Annotated in this window: 15 protein-coding genes; 9 read left to right on the forward strand and 6 right to left on the reverse strand. The window is 65.6% G+C overall.

The genetic code is table 11. From position 1 onward, the window contains the following. Positions 1-3: 3 nt before the first annotated feature. The 6 genes from E1742_RS16575 to E1742_RS16600 all read right to left on the reverse strand — a co-directional run bounded on the left by E1742_RS16575 (position 4) and on the right by E1742_RS16600 (position 6,173). On the reverse strand, positions 4-789 hold the full coding sequence (locus tag E1742_RS16575; protein WP_134386087.1) for an enoyl-CoA hydratase/isomerase family protein: 786 nt from the start codon (positions 787-789) through the stop codon (positions 4-6). A 24-nt stretch (positions 790-813) separates the two neighbouring features. After that, the gene (locus E1742_RS16580; RefSeq protein ID WP_134386088.1) at positions 814-2,436 is read right to left on the reverse strand and encodes a carboxyl transferase domain-containing protein; all 1,623 of its coding nucleotides are present in this window, start codon (positions 2,434-2,436) and stop codon (positions 814-816) included. Between the two features lie 15 nt (positions 2,437-2,451). Further along, on the reverse strand, positions 2,452-2,910 hold the full coding sequence (locus E1742_RS16585) for a YchJ family protein (protein WP_134386089.1): 459 nt from the start codon (positions 2,908-2,910) through the stop codon (positions 2,452-2,454). Positions 2,911-3,065: 155 nt separating this feature from the next. Then, entirely contained in the window at positions 3,066-4,217 is a 1,152-nt protein-coding gene (locus tag E1742_RS16590) for a sensor histidine kinase (RefSeq protein WP_134386090.1), read from the reverse strand. Continuing rightward, complete coding sequence (locus tag E1742_RS16595; protein WP_134386091.1) at positions 4,214-4,600, reverse strand: response regulator; 387 nt, start codon at positions 4,598-4,600, stop codon at positions 4,214-4,216. Before E1742_RS16595 ends, E1742_RS16590 begins: the two co-directional genes overlap by 4 nt. 313 nt (positions 4,601-4,913) lie before the next feature. Further along, a complete protein-coding gene (locus E1742_RS16600; RefSeq protein WP_134386092.1) occupies positions 4,914-6,173 on the reverse strand; it encodes a D-amino acid dehydrogenase in 1,260 nt (419 codons plus the stop codon). A gap of 206 nt (positions 6,174-6,379) precedes the next feature. Between E1742_RS16600 and E1742_RS16605 the strand changes: the two genes are divergently transcribed. The 9 genes from E1742_RS16605 (at position 6,380) to E1742_RS16645 (ending at position 14,937) form a co-directional block, all read left to right on the forward strand. Continuing rightward, the gene (locus E1742_RS16605) at positions 6,380-6,748 is read left to right on the forward strand and encodes a hypothetical protein (protein ID WP_134386093.1); all 369 of its coding nucleotides are present in this window, start codon (positions 6,380-6,382) and stop codon (positions 6,746-6,748) included. Between the two features lie 107 nt (positions 6,749-6,855). After that, on the forward strand, positions 6,856-7,584 hold the full coding sequence (locus tag E1742_RS16610) for a GntR family transcriptional regulator (RefSeq protein WP_229466032.1): 729 nt from the start codon (positions 6,856-6,858) through the stop codon (positions 7,582-7,584). Positions 7,585-7,680: 96 nt separating this feature from the next. Beyond that, the gene (gene murQ / locus E1742_RS16615) at positions 7,681-8,574 is read left to right on the forward strand and encodes an N-acetylmuramic acid 6-phosphate etherase (protein ID WP_259772406.1); all 894 of its coding nucleotides are present in this window, start codon (positions 7,681-7,683) and stop codon (positions 8,572-8,574) included. 53 nt (positions 8,575-8,627) lie between these two features. Then, complete coding sequence (locus E1742_RS16620) at positions 8,628-9,893, forward strand: MFS transporter (RefSeq protein WP_134386096.1); 1,266 nt, start codon at positions 8,628-8,630, stop codon at positions 9,891-9,893. A gap of 62 nt (positions 9,894-9,955) precedes the next feature. Continuing rightward, positions 9,956-11,578, forward strand: coding sequence for a glycoside hydrolase family 10-like protein (locus E1742_RS16625; protein WP_134386097.1), 1,623 nt, complete (start codon positions 9,956-9,958; stop codon positions 11,576-11,578). Positions 11,579-11,615: 37 nt separating this feature from the next. After that, positions 11,616-12,518, forward strand: coding sequence for an N-acetylglucosamine kinase (locus E1742_RS16630; RefSeq protein ID WP_134386098.1), 903 nt, complete (start codon positions 11,616-11,618; stop codon positions 12,516-12,518). A gap of 10 nt (positions 12,519-12,528) precedes the next feature. Then, positions 12,529-13,404 carry an N-acetylmuramoyl-L-alanine amidase gene (locus E1742_RS16635; RefSeq protein WP_134386099.1) on the forward strand — a complete coding sequence of 292 codons (876 nt, stop codon included), beginning with the start codon at positions 12,529-12,531 and terminating at the stop codon, positions 13,402-13,404. Positions 13,405-13,417: 13 nt separating this feature from the next. Then, the gene (locus E1742_RS16640) at positions 13,418-14,320 is read left to right on the forward strand and encodes a LysR family transcriptional regulator (RefSeq protein WP_134386100.1); all 903 of its coding nucleotides are present in this window, start codon (positions 13,418-13,420) and stop codon (positions 14,318-14,320) included. Further along, complete coding sequence (locus E1742_RS16645) at positions 14,317-14,937, forward strand: M15 family metallopeptidase (RefSeq protein WP_134386101.1); 621 nt, start codon at positions 14,317-14,319, stop codon at positions 14,935-14,937. Before E1742_RS16640 ends, E1742_RS16645 begins: the two co-directional genes overlap by 4 nt. Positions 14,938-14,959: the final 22 nt, after the last annotated feature.

The following is a 14,959-nucleotide window of genomic DNA, read 5'->3' on the forward strand; positions in this document are numbered from 1 at the left end:
TAATCAGGCGAGCCAGGAGGGCTTGCGCTTGTCGAGGAACGACTGCACGCCTTCGCGGCCTTCGTCCGACGCGCGGATGTTCGCGATGCGTTGCGCCGTGTCGGCAACGAGGGTATCGGTGACGAACTGGCCGGCGATGTCGCGCACCAGCGTCTTCGCCTCGCGTACGGCATTCGGGCTGTTTGCCGCCAGCGCCTGCACGATGACGGCGACCTGGCCGTCCAGCGCGGCGGCGGTTGCCACCTCGTGCACGAAGCCGATGCGCAGCGCCTCCCTGGCATTGAAACGTTCGGCGGTGAGGAAGTAGCGGCGCGCCGCGTTCTCTCCCATCGCCTTGATGACATACGGTGAAATGGTGGCCGGGATCAGCCCCAGTTTGACTTCGCTGAGGCAGAACTGGGCATCCTCCACGGCCACTGCGATATCGCAGGCGGCCACCAGGCCCATGCCCCCTGCATAGCAGTCGCCCTGCACCTTCGCCACGACGGGCTTCGGACAGAGGTAGATCGTGCGCAGCATGTTCGCCAGTTGCATGGCGTCGGCGCGGTTCTCGTCATGCGAGTAGCCGGCCATCTTGCGCATCCAGTTCAGGTCCGCGCCGGCGCAGAAGGCCACGCCGTTCGCGGCCAGCACGATGGCGCCGATCGAGTCCACCTCGCCCAGCGCGGTAAAGGCGGCCGTCAGTTCGGCGATGGTTTCCTCGTTGAACGCGTTGCGCACATCCGGCCGGTCGAGCGTGACGGTGGCCACGCGCTCGGCGATGTCGATATTCAGGGTCTCGTAATGCACGGTTGTTCCTTTTATGTCGGCCTGTTACATGCGGAAGACACCGAATTTCGTGTCGGGGATGGGCGCGTTCAGCGCGGCAGACAGGCCCAGGCCCAGTACCATGCGCGTGTCGGCCGGGTCGATGATGCCATCGTCCCACAGCCGCGCGCTGGCGTAGTACGGGTGGCCCTGGTGTTCGTATTGCTCCTTGATGGGCTGCTTGAAGGCGGCTTCCTCCTCAGGCGTCCACTGGCCGCCCTTGCCTTCGATGCCGTCCCTCTTGACGGTGGCCAGCACCGATGCGGCCTGTTCGCCGCCCATGACGGAGATGCGCGCATTGGGCCACATCCACAGGAAGCGCGGAGAGAAAGCCCGGCCGCACATGCCGTAATTGCCGGCGCCGAAGCTGCCGCCGATGATGACGGTGAACTTCGGCACCGCGGCGGTCGCCACGGCCGTCACCATCTTGGCGCCGTTGCGGGCGATGCCCTCGTTTTCGTACTTGCGGCCCACCATGAAGCCCGTGATATTTTGCAGGAACACGAGCGGGATCTTGCGCTGGCAGCACAGCTCGATGAAGTGCGTGCCCTTCAGCGCCGATTCCGAAAACAGGATGCCGTTGTTGGCAACGATGCCGACCTTCATGCCGTAGATATGGGCGAAGCCGCACACCAGGGTGGTGCCGTAACGGGCCTTGAATTCGTCGAATTCGCTGCCGTCGACGATGCGGGCGATGACTTCGCGGATGTCGAACGGCTTGCGGGTATCGACGGGGATCACGCCGTACAGCTCCTGCGGTGCGTACTTCGGCTCCACCACGTCGCGCACCGGCGCCTGTTCGGGCTTGCGCCGGTTCAGGTTCGAGACGATGGTGCGCGCCAGCGACAGCGCATGGGTGTCGTTCTGCGCCAGGTGATCGACAACGCCGGACAGGCGCGTGTGCACGTCGCCGCCGCCCAGGTCTTCCGCGCTGACCACTTCGCCCGTGGCCGCTTTCACCAATGGCGGGCCGCCCAGGAAAATCGTGCCTTGCTCCTTGACGATGATCGACTCGTCGCTCATCGCCGGCACATACGCGCCACCGGCCGTGCACGAGCCCATCACCACGGCGATCTGCGGAATGCCCTGCGCCGACAGGTTGGCCTGGTTATAAAAGATGCGGCCGAAGTGGTCGCGGTCGGGGAACACGTCGTCCTGGTTCGGCAGGTTGGCACCGCCCGAATCGACGAGATAAATGCAGGGCAGGTTGTTCTGTTCCGCGATCTCCTGCGCGCGCAGGTGTTTTTTGACGGTGATCGGGTAGTACGTGCCGCCTTTCACCGTGGCGTCGTTGCAGACGATGACGCATTCCTGGCCGGCCACGCGGCCGATGCCGGTGATGATGCCCGCCGACGGCGCCGCGTCAATGCCGCTGGCTTCCTTGTACATCTCGAACGCTGCCAGCTGGGAGAATTCGAGGAATGGCGTGCCGGGATCGAGCAGCATCTGAACACGGTCGCGCGGCAGCAGCTTGCCGCGGGCGACGTGTTTGGCGCTGGCGGCTTCGCCGCCGCCCTGCGCGACTTTCGCCACCTTGCTGCGCAGGTCGTCGACCATGGCCTGCATGGCGGCCGCGTTGGCCTTGAAGTCTTCGCTGCGCGAATTCAGTTTGCTTTCGATGTGCGGCATTCGGTCCCCTTGTCGTTATGACTTGTCTGGAAATTCTCCGTCCACGTAGAACCAGCGTGACACGCCGCCAAGGGCCGGGTCCGGCTCGCGCAGGAAACGGCTCACTTCATGCAGCCGCTGGCCTTTGCCTGCCACGCGGAAGCGGGCGACGAATTCGACGAAATCCTCATTCGGGTTGGCCGGTTCTACTTTACGTTGACGTAAACGTAAAGCGGATTTTACCTCAAGTCCCAGCCACTGCAACGTCTCGTCGGGATCGACGATGCGATCGGTCGGCCGGGTGCCGGGGTGCCACGTCGCCAGCAGATAGGCCTCGTTGCGCAGCGTAAATGCCGTATAGCGCGAGCGCATCAGCTGCTCGGCCGTCGGCGGCAGCTTCGCTGGATCGAGATAGCCGTCGATAAACGGCCCGCAGCAGGTAGCCAGCGCCGCGCCGCCGCAGGGACAGCCGATCGGCGTTTTCGATTTGGACATGTGCAAGTCGGACAACGTAAAGGCGTGGAAAGGCGTGGAAAGGCGACATTATCCGCCATATCGGCCTGAGGGTGTCTGAGCAAAGAAAAACCCCGGGCAGGCCGGGGTTCGGGGCAAAGTTTCTTTAAAAATGGGGTCTGTCCCCATTTTCTGGATCAGTCATCGTTGCGCCGGTGGGGCGTGATGCGGGGCAGGCGTGCGGAAAAGACCACGCCGTCATCCTTGCTCGAGCTTACCGACATTTCGCCCTGGTGCGCGGTGACGATCTGCTTGACCACATACAAGCCCAGACCCAGGTTTTCGATGCGAGAGGCGACCCGTTCGCCGGGGGGCCGGATGGCAAAGCGCTTGACGGGATCAAACAGGGTGCGCAGCTTGGCAGGCGATATGACTTCGGCCTCATTGCGCACTTCATAGACCACGGCATCGTCAAGTCCCCGTATGGCGACCTTGATGACGCTGTTCGGACGGCCATGCTGAATGGCATTCGAGATCAGGTTCGAGAACGCCTGGGCCATGCGGTCGCCGTCCCAGGCACCGGCCAGATCGCCTTCCATCGTCATGTCGATGGCACGGTCCGGATGGAATGTCCTCGCCTCTTCGACGACACCCTGGCAGATCTCGGCAAGGTCGACCGTATATGGATCGACCGGAATACCGTCGCCCAGATGCGATGTCGAAAAATCGAGCAAGTCGCGGACAATGGCATCCATCCGCTTCGAGCTGTTGAAGATTCTCAGGCCCACCTTGAGCGCCTTGGACGGCAGGGACTGATCCTGCAGCAGTACCTGGGCGCCCATGCTGATCGCGCCCAGCGGCGTGCGGACGTCATGGCCGAGAATGGCCAGAAACAGGTTTTGTGCTTCGCGCAGCATTTTCGCGTAGCGGGCCATCGACTCCGTCAGCGCCTGGTCGATCGCCTCGTTGAAGCGCACCATGTCTTCGACATCCGCAGGCGAGGTGATCTCCACCTGGCGCGCCCACAGGCGCAGCACGCTCGAGCGCAGCGCGCGATACTCGGCCATGACCTGTTCGCTGGTAAAACCGGCCGCGACCCGATCGGCTGCATGGATTTCGGCCGCGGTATCGTCGTCCGCCTGCGGACCGAGGCCCTTGGACTTGGCAATACTCTCGTGTTCAGCCTGCGGCGTATCGAGATCGGCAGCAATGACTTTCAATACCGCCTCGGCGTGATCGCGCAATTCCTTTTTGTCGGCATTCATCAGCGGTTCGAGCGTGGAGGCGAAATCTTCCCACTCCTGCAATATGCACTCGAGGTTGGTTAAAATAAACTTGGCTAAATTCATGCGTATCCCTTATGTGCCAACTCAGTCGCCGTGGCCTTTTGCATCAGCTTATGCACCTGTTGCAGCAGAGCTTCGGCCAGGAACGGTTTTCTCAGGAACGCGTCATAACTTGTTCCACGTGCGACCCGGCATTGCAGTGAGCCACTCATCAATAATATGGGGAGCTGCGCGGTCCCTGGCCGGGCTTTTAGCTGGGCACTGAGCTGCAGGCCATCCAGGCCAGGCATGCAACAGTCCGAAATCAGCAGGTCCGGCCGTTGCTCGGTAATCCAGGCCAGTGCCTCGGTACCGCTCTGTACTATGCTCACGTCATATCCATGAGATTCCAGCATCATGCGACAGTTCTCGGCAAAATCCGAATCGTCATCCGCAATTAAAATCATTATGTATCCTTGTGTTCGCCAAATATTGTGTTACCGAAGCGTACATTGATCGGAGCGGGCGAATGGCGGTGCCGTCTTTCAGTATGTGCCCTCTGGAGGGGACCGTCTATCGATATAAAATAATTCGAATCAATAGTGATCAGATATGGTCGTCTGCAAAAGCTTGCTTTTTTAACGGCACCGTGGGCGGGAATGGCAGCGCACTCGCAGGCAGGTGACACCATCATGCGCCACCCTGCGCCGCCTGTCCGTACGGAACCGAACATTGATTTTCCTTAAGCAGTTGCAGCGCCCTTCCCGCAGCAGGGCAATGTCATGCGCGCCAGGCAATGAAGTCGAGCGTGATCGGCGGCGCGTTGCCGCGCATTAGGTCCGCGAGGATAGACGCCGTGCCGCAGGCGAAGGTGAAGCCGAGCGGGCCGTGCCCCACGTTCAGCCACAGGTTGGCATGCCGGGTGCGTCCCAGCAACGGGGCGCTGTTCGGCGTGGCGGGCCGCAGGCCTGCCCAGGCCTCGATGCGCTCATAGTCGGCCGCCGCCGGCATCGATTCGCGGGCCCGGCGCGTCAGGCCGGCAACGCGGCGGGCGTCCAGTGCCGGGTTGTCGCCCACCATGTCGACCATGGCCGCCACGCGCAGGCTGTCGCCGATGCGGGCATACAAGGTCTTGTGTTCGAAGTCGGTCACGCTGATGGCGGGCGCCAGGTCGTGCGGGCGGATCGGCGCCGTCAGGCTGTAGCCTTTCAACGGATACAGCGGCAGGTGGATGCCGGCGGTGGCGGCCAGGTCGCGGCTCTGGATGCCGGCGGCCAGCACGTAGTCGTCGCCCTGCAGCCAGCCGTCCGCCGTTTCGACACCGACGACGCGGCTGTCCTCAGTAAACAGCGAGACCGCGCGCCCATGGACGACCCCTTCGAAACGCGGATGCTTGGGCAGGCGACGCGCCAGCGCCGCGCAAAAGGCGCTGCAATCGGCCACCGCTTCGCCCGGGTTGAAAATCCCGCCGGCCAGTTGCGGCGCCAGCCCGGCCAGCGCGGGCTCCAGTGCGGCTGCCTTGGCGCCGGTGACGACCTGCCCGGCGCCGGCCCGCGCGGCGGCGGCATCGAACAGGGCCGGAGTACGGTAGAGAACCAGCTTGCCCGCCTCGCGCCAGCCGAATTCGGACAACGGTACGTGCACGGCCAGCTGCGCCATTTTCCGGCGACTCAGCTCGCCCAGCTCCAGCAGCTTGGCCGTGGTGCGACGGTTGCTGACGCCATTGCAGTTGGCGAGAAAAGCGGCCAGCCAGCGCCACTGGCGCCAGTCGGCTTCGGGACGAAAGCGCAGCGGACCGTCGGCCTCGAACAGCCACTGCAGCGCCTTCAGCGGCACCCCCGCGTCGGCCAGCGGCGCGACGTAGCGGTAGCTGAGTTGTCCGCCGTTGCGGTAGCTGGCGCCGCGGCCGACCTCCGGCGCTCGTTCCAGCAGCGTGACCCGAAAGCCCGCCTCCAGCAGCCACCAGGCGCTCGTCAGCCCCACCACGCCGCCGCCGATGACGATGACGTGCCGCCCGTGCCCCTGTTGCGATGTCTGCATACCTTGCGCCCGAATCCGTGGAAGGAAAGCTTACGCGGCGCCGTCCGGTTCGGGCCAATGAAAGCTCATGCGCCGGCCATAACCCGCGGTGATGCCGCGGCCCCACGCGGCGGAGACAATTTCATGACAATTGCTTACGAATTGCCTGAATTCCCTCTGGTCGATGTTTCTACAATGACACACCCCGTCCAATGGCCGAGTACCGCATGTTTACTGATCCCGCCGGCCAGCCCAGTCATCGTCCCGACCCCGCGTTTCTGGTTCACGCCGATGGCGAACGCACCGTGGCGCAGGTCGACGGACCGGTCGTGCGCGTGCTGCGGTTCGACGCGCACGGCAATGTGCTGGGCCATGTGCACGTGCACACGGCGTCGACGGCAGGCGAACTGACCACCGTCATGGGCACGGCCGCCGCGTCCGTCCTGCCGCTGCCAGGCACGGCGCAGCTGCGCGCCACGGCCGGATCGGTCACGCTGGTCGTGCGCACGCATCCGGACGATGTCCTGATCTGCCGGCTCGTCTACGCGCCCGGTCACGGCTACCGCCTGCTGCGCCGCACCCGTATCCGCCCTTGAGATCAGCGCCTGCACCAACGTTATCCCATGCACCAGACCTTTCTAATCAGCAAATCGCGGCGGGCAGCGGCCATCGCCGGTACACTACTGGCTTGAGGAGAATGGCAATGACCGTGCAAGACCCAGCAGAGACCACCGACAATTCGCCGCTGTACATGCAGATCGCCCGCAAGCTGACCGACGACGTGCGCGCCGGCCGCTACCAGGTCGATCAGGCGCTGCCGTCGGAACGCACGCTGTCCGAGCTGCTCAATGTCTCGCGGGTGACGGCGCGCAAGGCCATCGATCAGCTGGTCGAGCAGGGCCTGGTCGTGCGCAAGCGCGGTTCCGGCAACTACATCGCGCCGCGCATCGAACAGCCGCTGTCGAACCTGTCGAGCTTTTCCGAACAGTTGCAGCAGCGCGGCTACCGGCCCGGGTCGCGCTGGCTGAAGCGGGAAGTCGTCACGGCCAGTGCCGACGAGCAGATGAGTCTTGGCCTGTCGCCCAACAGCAAAGTGGCGCGGCTGGAGCGCCTGCGGCTGGCGGACGACGTGGCGATGGCCTATGAAGTGAGCGTGCTGCCGGTGGCCGTGGTGCCGCAGCCGGAGGCAGTCGGCGATTCGCTGTACCAGTACCTGGAAGCGGCAGGCAAGGCGCCCGTGCGCGCGCTGCAGCATATCCGGGCGATGAACGCGCCGGCAGAACTGGCGCGCCAGCTGGACGTGCCGGAAGGGCAGGCCGTGCTGTTCATCACCCGCATCGCCTACCTGGCGTCGGGTGAAGCGGTCGAGCTGACGCATTCATACTGCCGCAGCGATCACTATGATTTTGTGGCGGAAATGCGGCGCGGATAAGGGCGCGACCCGTCATAACTGACAGGAATACGCCACACTGTACCTTTCATACGCAAACGCGATCGCTCCGGTATTACACTGATTCGGTATCAACGGATGAAGATGGCGATGCTGAAAACCGAAACTCCCAGTCCGCAACACCCGTTGCTCGATCAGTACCCTGTTCCGGAACTCGTGGCGTCGTTCGTGGACGACCAGTTCAACGCCGTGCAGGCCGTGCGCAACGCCGTGCCCCGCATCGCGCGTGCCGTGGAGGCGGCGGTGCCGCGCATCGAAGCAGGCGGGCGCCTGCTGTATGCGGGCGCCGGCACGTCCGGACGCCTGGGTGTGCTGGACAGCGTGGAACTGTATCCCACCTTTTCATGGCCGCGCGAGCGCGCCGTCGCGCTGCTGGCGGGCGGCGAGCAGGCCATGTTCGCCGCCGTCGAGGGGGCGGAGGACGATCATGACCAGGGCATGCGCGACATGGCGGCGGCCCGGCCGGCCAACAATGACGTCGCGCTGCTGCTGGCCGCCTCCGGCGCCACGCCCTACGTACTGGGCGCGCTGCAGGCGGCCCGCGAGGCGGGCGCGCTGACCATCGGCATCGCCAACAATGCCGGCTCGACCCTGGCGGGCCAGGCCGACATCGGTATCACGCTCGATACGGGCTCCGAAATCATTTCCGGCAGCACCCGGCTCAAGGCCGGCACGTCGCAGAAGATCGTGCTGAACACGATCTCCAGCGCCATCATGGTCCGTCTGCACAAAGTCTACGGAAACTTGATGGTAGACTTGAAACCCACCAATGCCAAGCTGTTCGCGCGAGCGCTGCGGCTGACAATGCACGCCACCGACGCCAGCGAGGCGCAGGCGCGCGCCACCCTCGAACAGTGCGGCTTCCACGTCAAGGTGGCGATCGTCGCGCTGCGGCGGCAGGTGCCGGTGGAGCGGGCGGAAAGGCTGCTGGCAGAGGCGGGCGGCAGCCTGCGCGCGGCCCTGGACGGGTAAGCGCGGCATGCCGCGTGCATCCCGCGGCATAACGAGCACGAGACAAGGATGTGATGAAATCAGCAGTAAAGCGTAACCCCTGGGCCTGGGTGCCGACCCTGTATTTCGGCCAGGGCATTCCCTACTTCACCGCGATGACACTGGCGCTGGTGATGTACAAGAACACCGGCTTCTCCAACACCGAGATCGCCTTTTATACGTCCTGGCTGTACCTGCCGTGGGTGATCAAACCCCTGTGGGCGCCCGTCGTCGACATGTTCGGCACCAAGCGGCGCTGGGTCGTCGCGTTGCAGGCGGCGATTGCGGTCGCGCTGGCGCTGGTGGCGTTCACGACACACCTGCCCGCGTTCTTCCAGGTCAGCCTGGCCGTGCTGTGGCTGATGGCGTTCAGTTCCGCCACCCACGATATCGCCGCCGACGGCTTCTATATGCTGGGTCTCTCGCAGAAACAGCAGGCGGCCTTTGTCGGCGTGCGCAGTACGTTCTACCGCCTGGCCAACATCACGGGGCAGGGTGTGCTGGTGGCGCTGTCGGGCATCCTGATCCGGGAGACGGGCGATGCGCGCGTCGCCTGGGCCGTCATCTTCGCGCTGCTCGGCGCCGTGTTTGCCATCCTCGCCGTGTATCACTTCTTCATGCTGCCGCACCCGGTCCAGGACCATGCGGTGCGCACGGCAGGCACCGGCACCGGGGAATTCTTCACCGCGTTCGTATCGTTCTTCCGCAAGGACGGCATCCTGACGATCCTCGGCTTCCTGCTGCTGTTCCGGCTGGGCGAATCGCAGCTCCTGAAAATGGTGGTTCCCTTCCTGCTCGATCCCGTCGACCAGGGCGGCCTGGGGCTGGACAACACACAGGTCGGGGTGGTGTACGGCACCGTGGGCGTCATCGCGCTGACGGTGGGCGGGCTGCTGGGCGGTTTCCTGATCGCCCGCTATGGTCTGAAGCGCTGCCTGTGGCCGATGGCGCTGATCATCCACCTGCCGGACCTGGTATTCGTTTACCTGTCCATGGCGCAGCCGCAGAACATTGTCGTCATCGGCGCGGCGATGGCCGTCGAGCAGTTCGGCTACGGCCTCGGCTTCACGTCGTACATGATGTTCATGATCATGGTGGCGGACGGCGAGCACAAGACGGCCCATTACGCGATGTGCACGGGGCTGATGGCGCTGGGGATGATGGTGCCGCAGATGGCCAGCGGCTATCTGCAGCAGATGCTGGGCTACCAGCATTTCTTCATCTGGGTATGCCTGGCAACGATCCCGGCGTTCATCATGACTGCGCTCGTCAAGGTCGACCCGGCATTCGGGCGCGAGTAGGGCAAGGCCAGCGTTTACAATACGGCGCTGCGCCAGCGGGCACAGATTTGATATGACGAGGTATGGTTTTGGCTTTTAATGCAAAAAAGCGGCGCATCCTGGCCGCAGGGGCGGCCGGCGCCATGGCGGCGTTTCTGGCGGCATGTACCAGCGGACCGAAACGGCCAGGCACGGCCGGCGTGCCGGCGGTCAGTCACGAACCGCCCCATTACACGGGCGAGCAGCCGCCGGCTGCGCCGCGCGAATTCCGTGCCGCCTGGGTGTCCACCGTCGCCAATATCGACTGGCCCAGCCGCAGCAACCTGCCGCCGGCCAAACAGCAGGCCGAAGCCCTGGCAATCCTCGATCGCGCCCGCGCCCTGAACCTGAACGCGATCGTGCTGCAGGTGCGTCCCAGCGCGGATGCGATTTACCCGTCGCCGCTGGAACCCTGGTCGGAGTACCTGACCGGCAAGCAGGGCAAGGAGCCGCAACCGGCGTGGGACCCGCTGCAATTCTGGGTGGCGCAGGCGCATGCGCGCGGCCTGGAGCTGCACGCGTGGTTCAATCCTTATCGGGCACGCCACTCCGCGGCGCGCTCGCCGCTGGCAAAGGAGCACATCGCCAACACCAATCCGCAGGCCGTCAAGAAATACGGCAAATACCTGTGGATGGACCCGGGCGAGGAAAGCGCGTCGCGCCATACCCTTGACGTGATCATGGACGTGGTGCGCCGCTACGATATCGACGGTGTGCACATCGACGATTATTTCTATCCGTATCCGATCGAGGCGACCGGCGCCAATGGCGCGGAAGCGGCCGCGCTGGATGCCCCGTCCTGGCAGAAGCCGGAAGTGGAATTCCCCGACCAGGCTTCGTGGCAGCGTTACGTGCAGGGCGGCGGCACGCTGGACCGCGCGGGCTGGCGGCGCCAGAACGTCGACCGCCTGATCGAGGCGATCTACACGGCCGTGCACCGCGAAAAGGCCTGGGTCAAGTTCGGCATCAGCCCCTTCGGCATCGGCCGGCCGGACCGCCGGCCGCGCGGCATCGCCGGCTTCTCGCAGTACGACAAGCTGTATGCGGACGCCGAACTGTGGCTGCAAAAGGGCTGGCTCGATTACCTGGCGCCGCAGCTGTACTGGCCGATCGCGCAGGCGCCCCAGTCGTTCCCCGTGCTGCTCGACTACTGGCTGGCGCAGAACACGCATGCGCGCCACGTCTGGCCCGGCATTTTCACCAGCAAGACGGCCGACGGCAGCAGCAAGCCGTTCAGCCCTGACGAAATCGTCCGGCAGATCGATGTGACGCGCATGCGTCCGACCGTCAACGGCCACGTCCACTTCAGCATGGCCCCGCTGATGCAGAACCGCGCCGGCCTGGCCGATAAACTGAAGGCCAACAGCTACCAGAGCGCGGCACTGGTGCCGGCCTCGCCGTGGCTGGGCGACCAGGCGCCGGCGGCGCCCACCGTGGCGCTGCGGCGCGGCGCGAACGGTCTTACTCTGGGACTGGGCGCGCCGAAGAACGCCACGCAGTATGCGATCTGGGCCCGCTACGGCGACGAGTGGCGCTTCACGGTGGCTCCGGCCAACCGCAATGAAGTGGTGCTGGCCGATTACGATGGCGTGCCAGCGCACACGGTGGTCGTCACGGCCGTGGACCGGTTGGGCAACGAAAGCGCGCGCGCCCGCGCCAAACTGTAACGTCAACAATGGAGGAGTGGCTGGCCACTCGTAGCTGATGGAAGACGCCGATTCTGGACTGGGCATCGACGCCGGCGGCACGCAGACCCGCTGGGCGCTGGCGCGGCCGGATGGCACCGTGTTCGCGTCCGGCCATGTGGCGGGAGCATCGGCGCTGCAGATGGCCAGCAGCGCCGGGCGCGAGCTGCTGCACGCGACGTTCGCCGCCCTGGCGCGCGACGTGCTGGCCCGCGGCCGCCCGGCCAGTATCTGCGCCGGCCTGACGGGCTTTGGCGGCGACGGCGCCGTGCTGGCCGGCTGGCTGGGCGAGTTGCTGGGCGTGGCGCCCGGCGCCATCAGCCTGCGCAACGATATCGAAATCGCTTACCTGGACAGCTTCGAGCCCGGTGCCGGCTATCTGGTCTACGCGGGCACCGGCTCGATCGCCGCGTTCATCGGCACCGACGGCACGTTCCACCGCGCCGGTGGCCATGGCGTCATGCTGGACGACGGCGGCGGCGGCTTCTGGATCGCCCGCGAAGCGATGCGCCGCATCTGGCGCCGCGAGGACGAAACGCCCGGCGCCTGGCGCGATTCGCCGATGGCGCAAGCCGTGTTCGATCACGTGGGCGGCAGCGACTGGTCGTTCTCGCGCCAGTTCATCTATACCCGCGAGCGCGGCGAGATCGGCCGGCTGGCGCTGGCCGTTGCCGCCAGCGCCGATGCCGACCCGGACGCGCTGGCCATTCTGCAGGCGGCCGGACGTGAACTGGCGCGGCTGGCCGCCGCACTGGCGGGACGCTTCGGCGTGCGCCCCGTCGTGCTGGCCGGACGCGCCGCGTCGCTGCATCCCGTTATCGCCACATCCATGCGCGCCGCACTGCCGCACACGCTGTCGCTGCAACAGAAGGACGCCCAACCGCACTTTGCCGCGGCCCGCCTCGCCGCCCGACTTACCTGATGACGACCACATGAAACGACTTCCCTTTGCTTCCACCCTCACTGCGCTGGCCCTGCTGGCCGGCTGCGCGACGACGCCCTCGACGCCCCCGCCGGGTGGCGCCGACGTCGACCGCTCGCTGACATCGAAGGGCCAGAACAGCCGCGTGCGATTCATCGTGCTGCATTACACCGTGTCGGACCTGCAGCGCTCCATCATGCTGCTGACGGAGAAGGAAGTCTCGGCACACTACCTGCTGACGGACAGCTCGCCGCCGAAGATCTACGCCCTGGTCGACGAGAAGAACTCTGCATGGCATGCCGGGCTGTCGAGCTGGAAGAGCTACACGAACCTGAACAACAGCTCGATCGGCATCGAGATCGTCAATCCCGGCTTTACGCAGACGCCCGATGGCCGGCGCACCTATTATCCGTTCCCGCAGGCGCAGATCGACCTGCTGATCCCACTGCTGAAGGACATCGTCGCGCGCCATGGCGTGGCCCCGGAAAACATCCTGGCCCACTCCGATATCGCGCCGCAGCGCAAGCAGGACCCGGGCCCGCTGTTCCCATGGAAGCGGCTGGCCGATGCGGGCCTGGTCGCATGGCCGGACGCGAACCAGGTCGCGGCAATGCGGGCCAAATACGAGAACAACGTACCGGATGCCGTCTGGTTCCAGCAGCGTCTGGCGCAGCACGGCTATGCGGTGCCGCAAACGGGCGTGTTCGACGAAGCGACGCACAACGTGATCGTGGCGTTCCAGACCAAGTACCGGCAAGCGAATTACGATGGCGTGCCGGACGCCGAAAGCGCGGCGATCCTGGACGTGCTAACGGCACCGAAACCGAAGATCGCGCAGCCCGCTTCCGCTCCCACCTCCGCTCCAGCCACCGCGACCGCGCAATAGAAGAGAGACCGCCATGCGCCTGCGTCATATCGAAGTGTTCCACGCGATTATGCAGGTCGGCACCATCAGCGGCGCCGCGCAGGTGCTGCATATCTCGCAGCCGGCGGTCACGAAAGTGCTGCAGCACTGCGAGCTGCAACTGGGGATGCCGCTGTTCGAGCGGGTACGGGGCAAGCTGTATCCGAAGCCGGAAGCGCATCGGCTGTTTGCGGAAACGGAAAAGCTGCACCGTGACCTGCAGGGTATCCGGCGCGTGGCGGCCGGCCTGAAAAACGGTGCGGCCGAGACGATCCGGCTGGTCTCGACACCGACCCTGGCCAGCGCCGTGCTGCCGCCGGCAATGAGCCGCTGGCGGCGCGATTTCCCCACCACGCGCTGCGAACTGGCGACCCACCACACCGGCGAAATCGTCAACATGCTGCGCCTGGGCGAAGCGGACCTCGCACTGTCGCTGCAGGATCCGCGCCATCCCGGCATCGAAGCCGAAGCGCTGGCGCAGGGCGTCATGACCGTGATCGCGCCGGCCGGCACGTGGCGCGACGACGAACTGGCGACACCGTTGTCGCCCGCAGGGCTGCAAGGGGAGCTGGTGGGCTATGCGGACAACGATCCGCTGGGCGAACTGGTGGTGGCCGCATGCGAAGCGCAGGACGTTCATCCGGTCTTCCGCACGGTAGTGCAGACGTACCAGATCGCCCGTGCGCTGGTGGAGGCGGGCGGCGGCATGGCCGTCGTCGACCCCTTTACCGCCGCTTGCGCGTCGCCCGGCCGCGTGCAGCGCCGCCCTCTGTCACCGGCCATCCCCATTCACCTGTATCTGCTCACGGCCGGCCACGCGCCGCTGTCGCACGGCGCTCGCCAGCTGGCCGACGCCGTCGCCGCCGCCGCGCTGGCCTGCCTGGACACGTCGCCATGAGCGCGCCGACCAGGACCATCACCAGCGAGGAAGTACCGGGCCACGCCGGGTTCCGCCACTTGTCGACCATCGCCGGTATCGCGACCGACCTGCGCTACGCGGGGCCGGACAATTTCGTCGGCCGCGACCTGTACTCGCCGCTGGACTGCGCCTGGCTGCACCGGATTGCCGCGGCCGCGATCGAACAGGTCGTCGCATGGCTCGCTGCCCACCGCCCCGGCCATACGCTGCTGATACTGGACGCGCTGCGCCCGCACCGCGTGCAGGAGCAGTTATGGGACGCACTGGCAGGTACACCATTGCGCATGTACCTGGCCGACCCGATTCGCGGCTCGATCCACTCGTATGGCATGGCGGTGGACGTGACGATCCTCGATGGCAATGGCCGCGAACTGGACATGGGCACCGGCTTCGACGACATGAGCGAACGCTCGCACCCGGCGCTGGAAAACGAGCTGCTGGCGCGCGGCGAGCTGACGGCGCAGCAGGTCGCCAACCGCCAGCTCCTGCGCGACGCGATGTTCCAGGCGGGATTTGCCGGCATTAACAGCGAGTGGTGGCATTTCGATTGCGGTGACAGGGACGCGGTGCGCGCCGGTTTTATCCGCGTCCTGTGAAATCGCGGTCGCCGCTACATCG

It is taken from the genome of Pseudoduganella plicata, from assembly GCF_004421005.1.
Taxonomy (GTDB): domain Bacteria; phylum Pseudomonadota; class Gammaproteobacteria; order Burkholderiales; family Burkholderiaceae_D; genus Rugamonas; species Rugamonas plicata.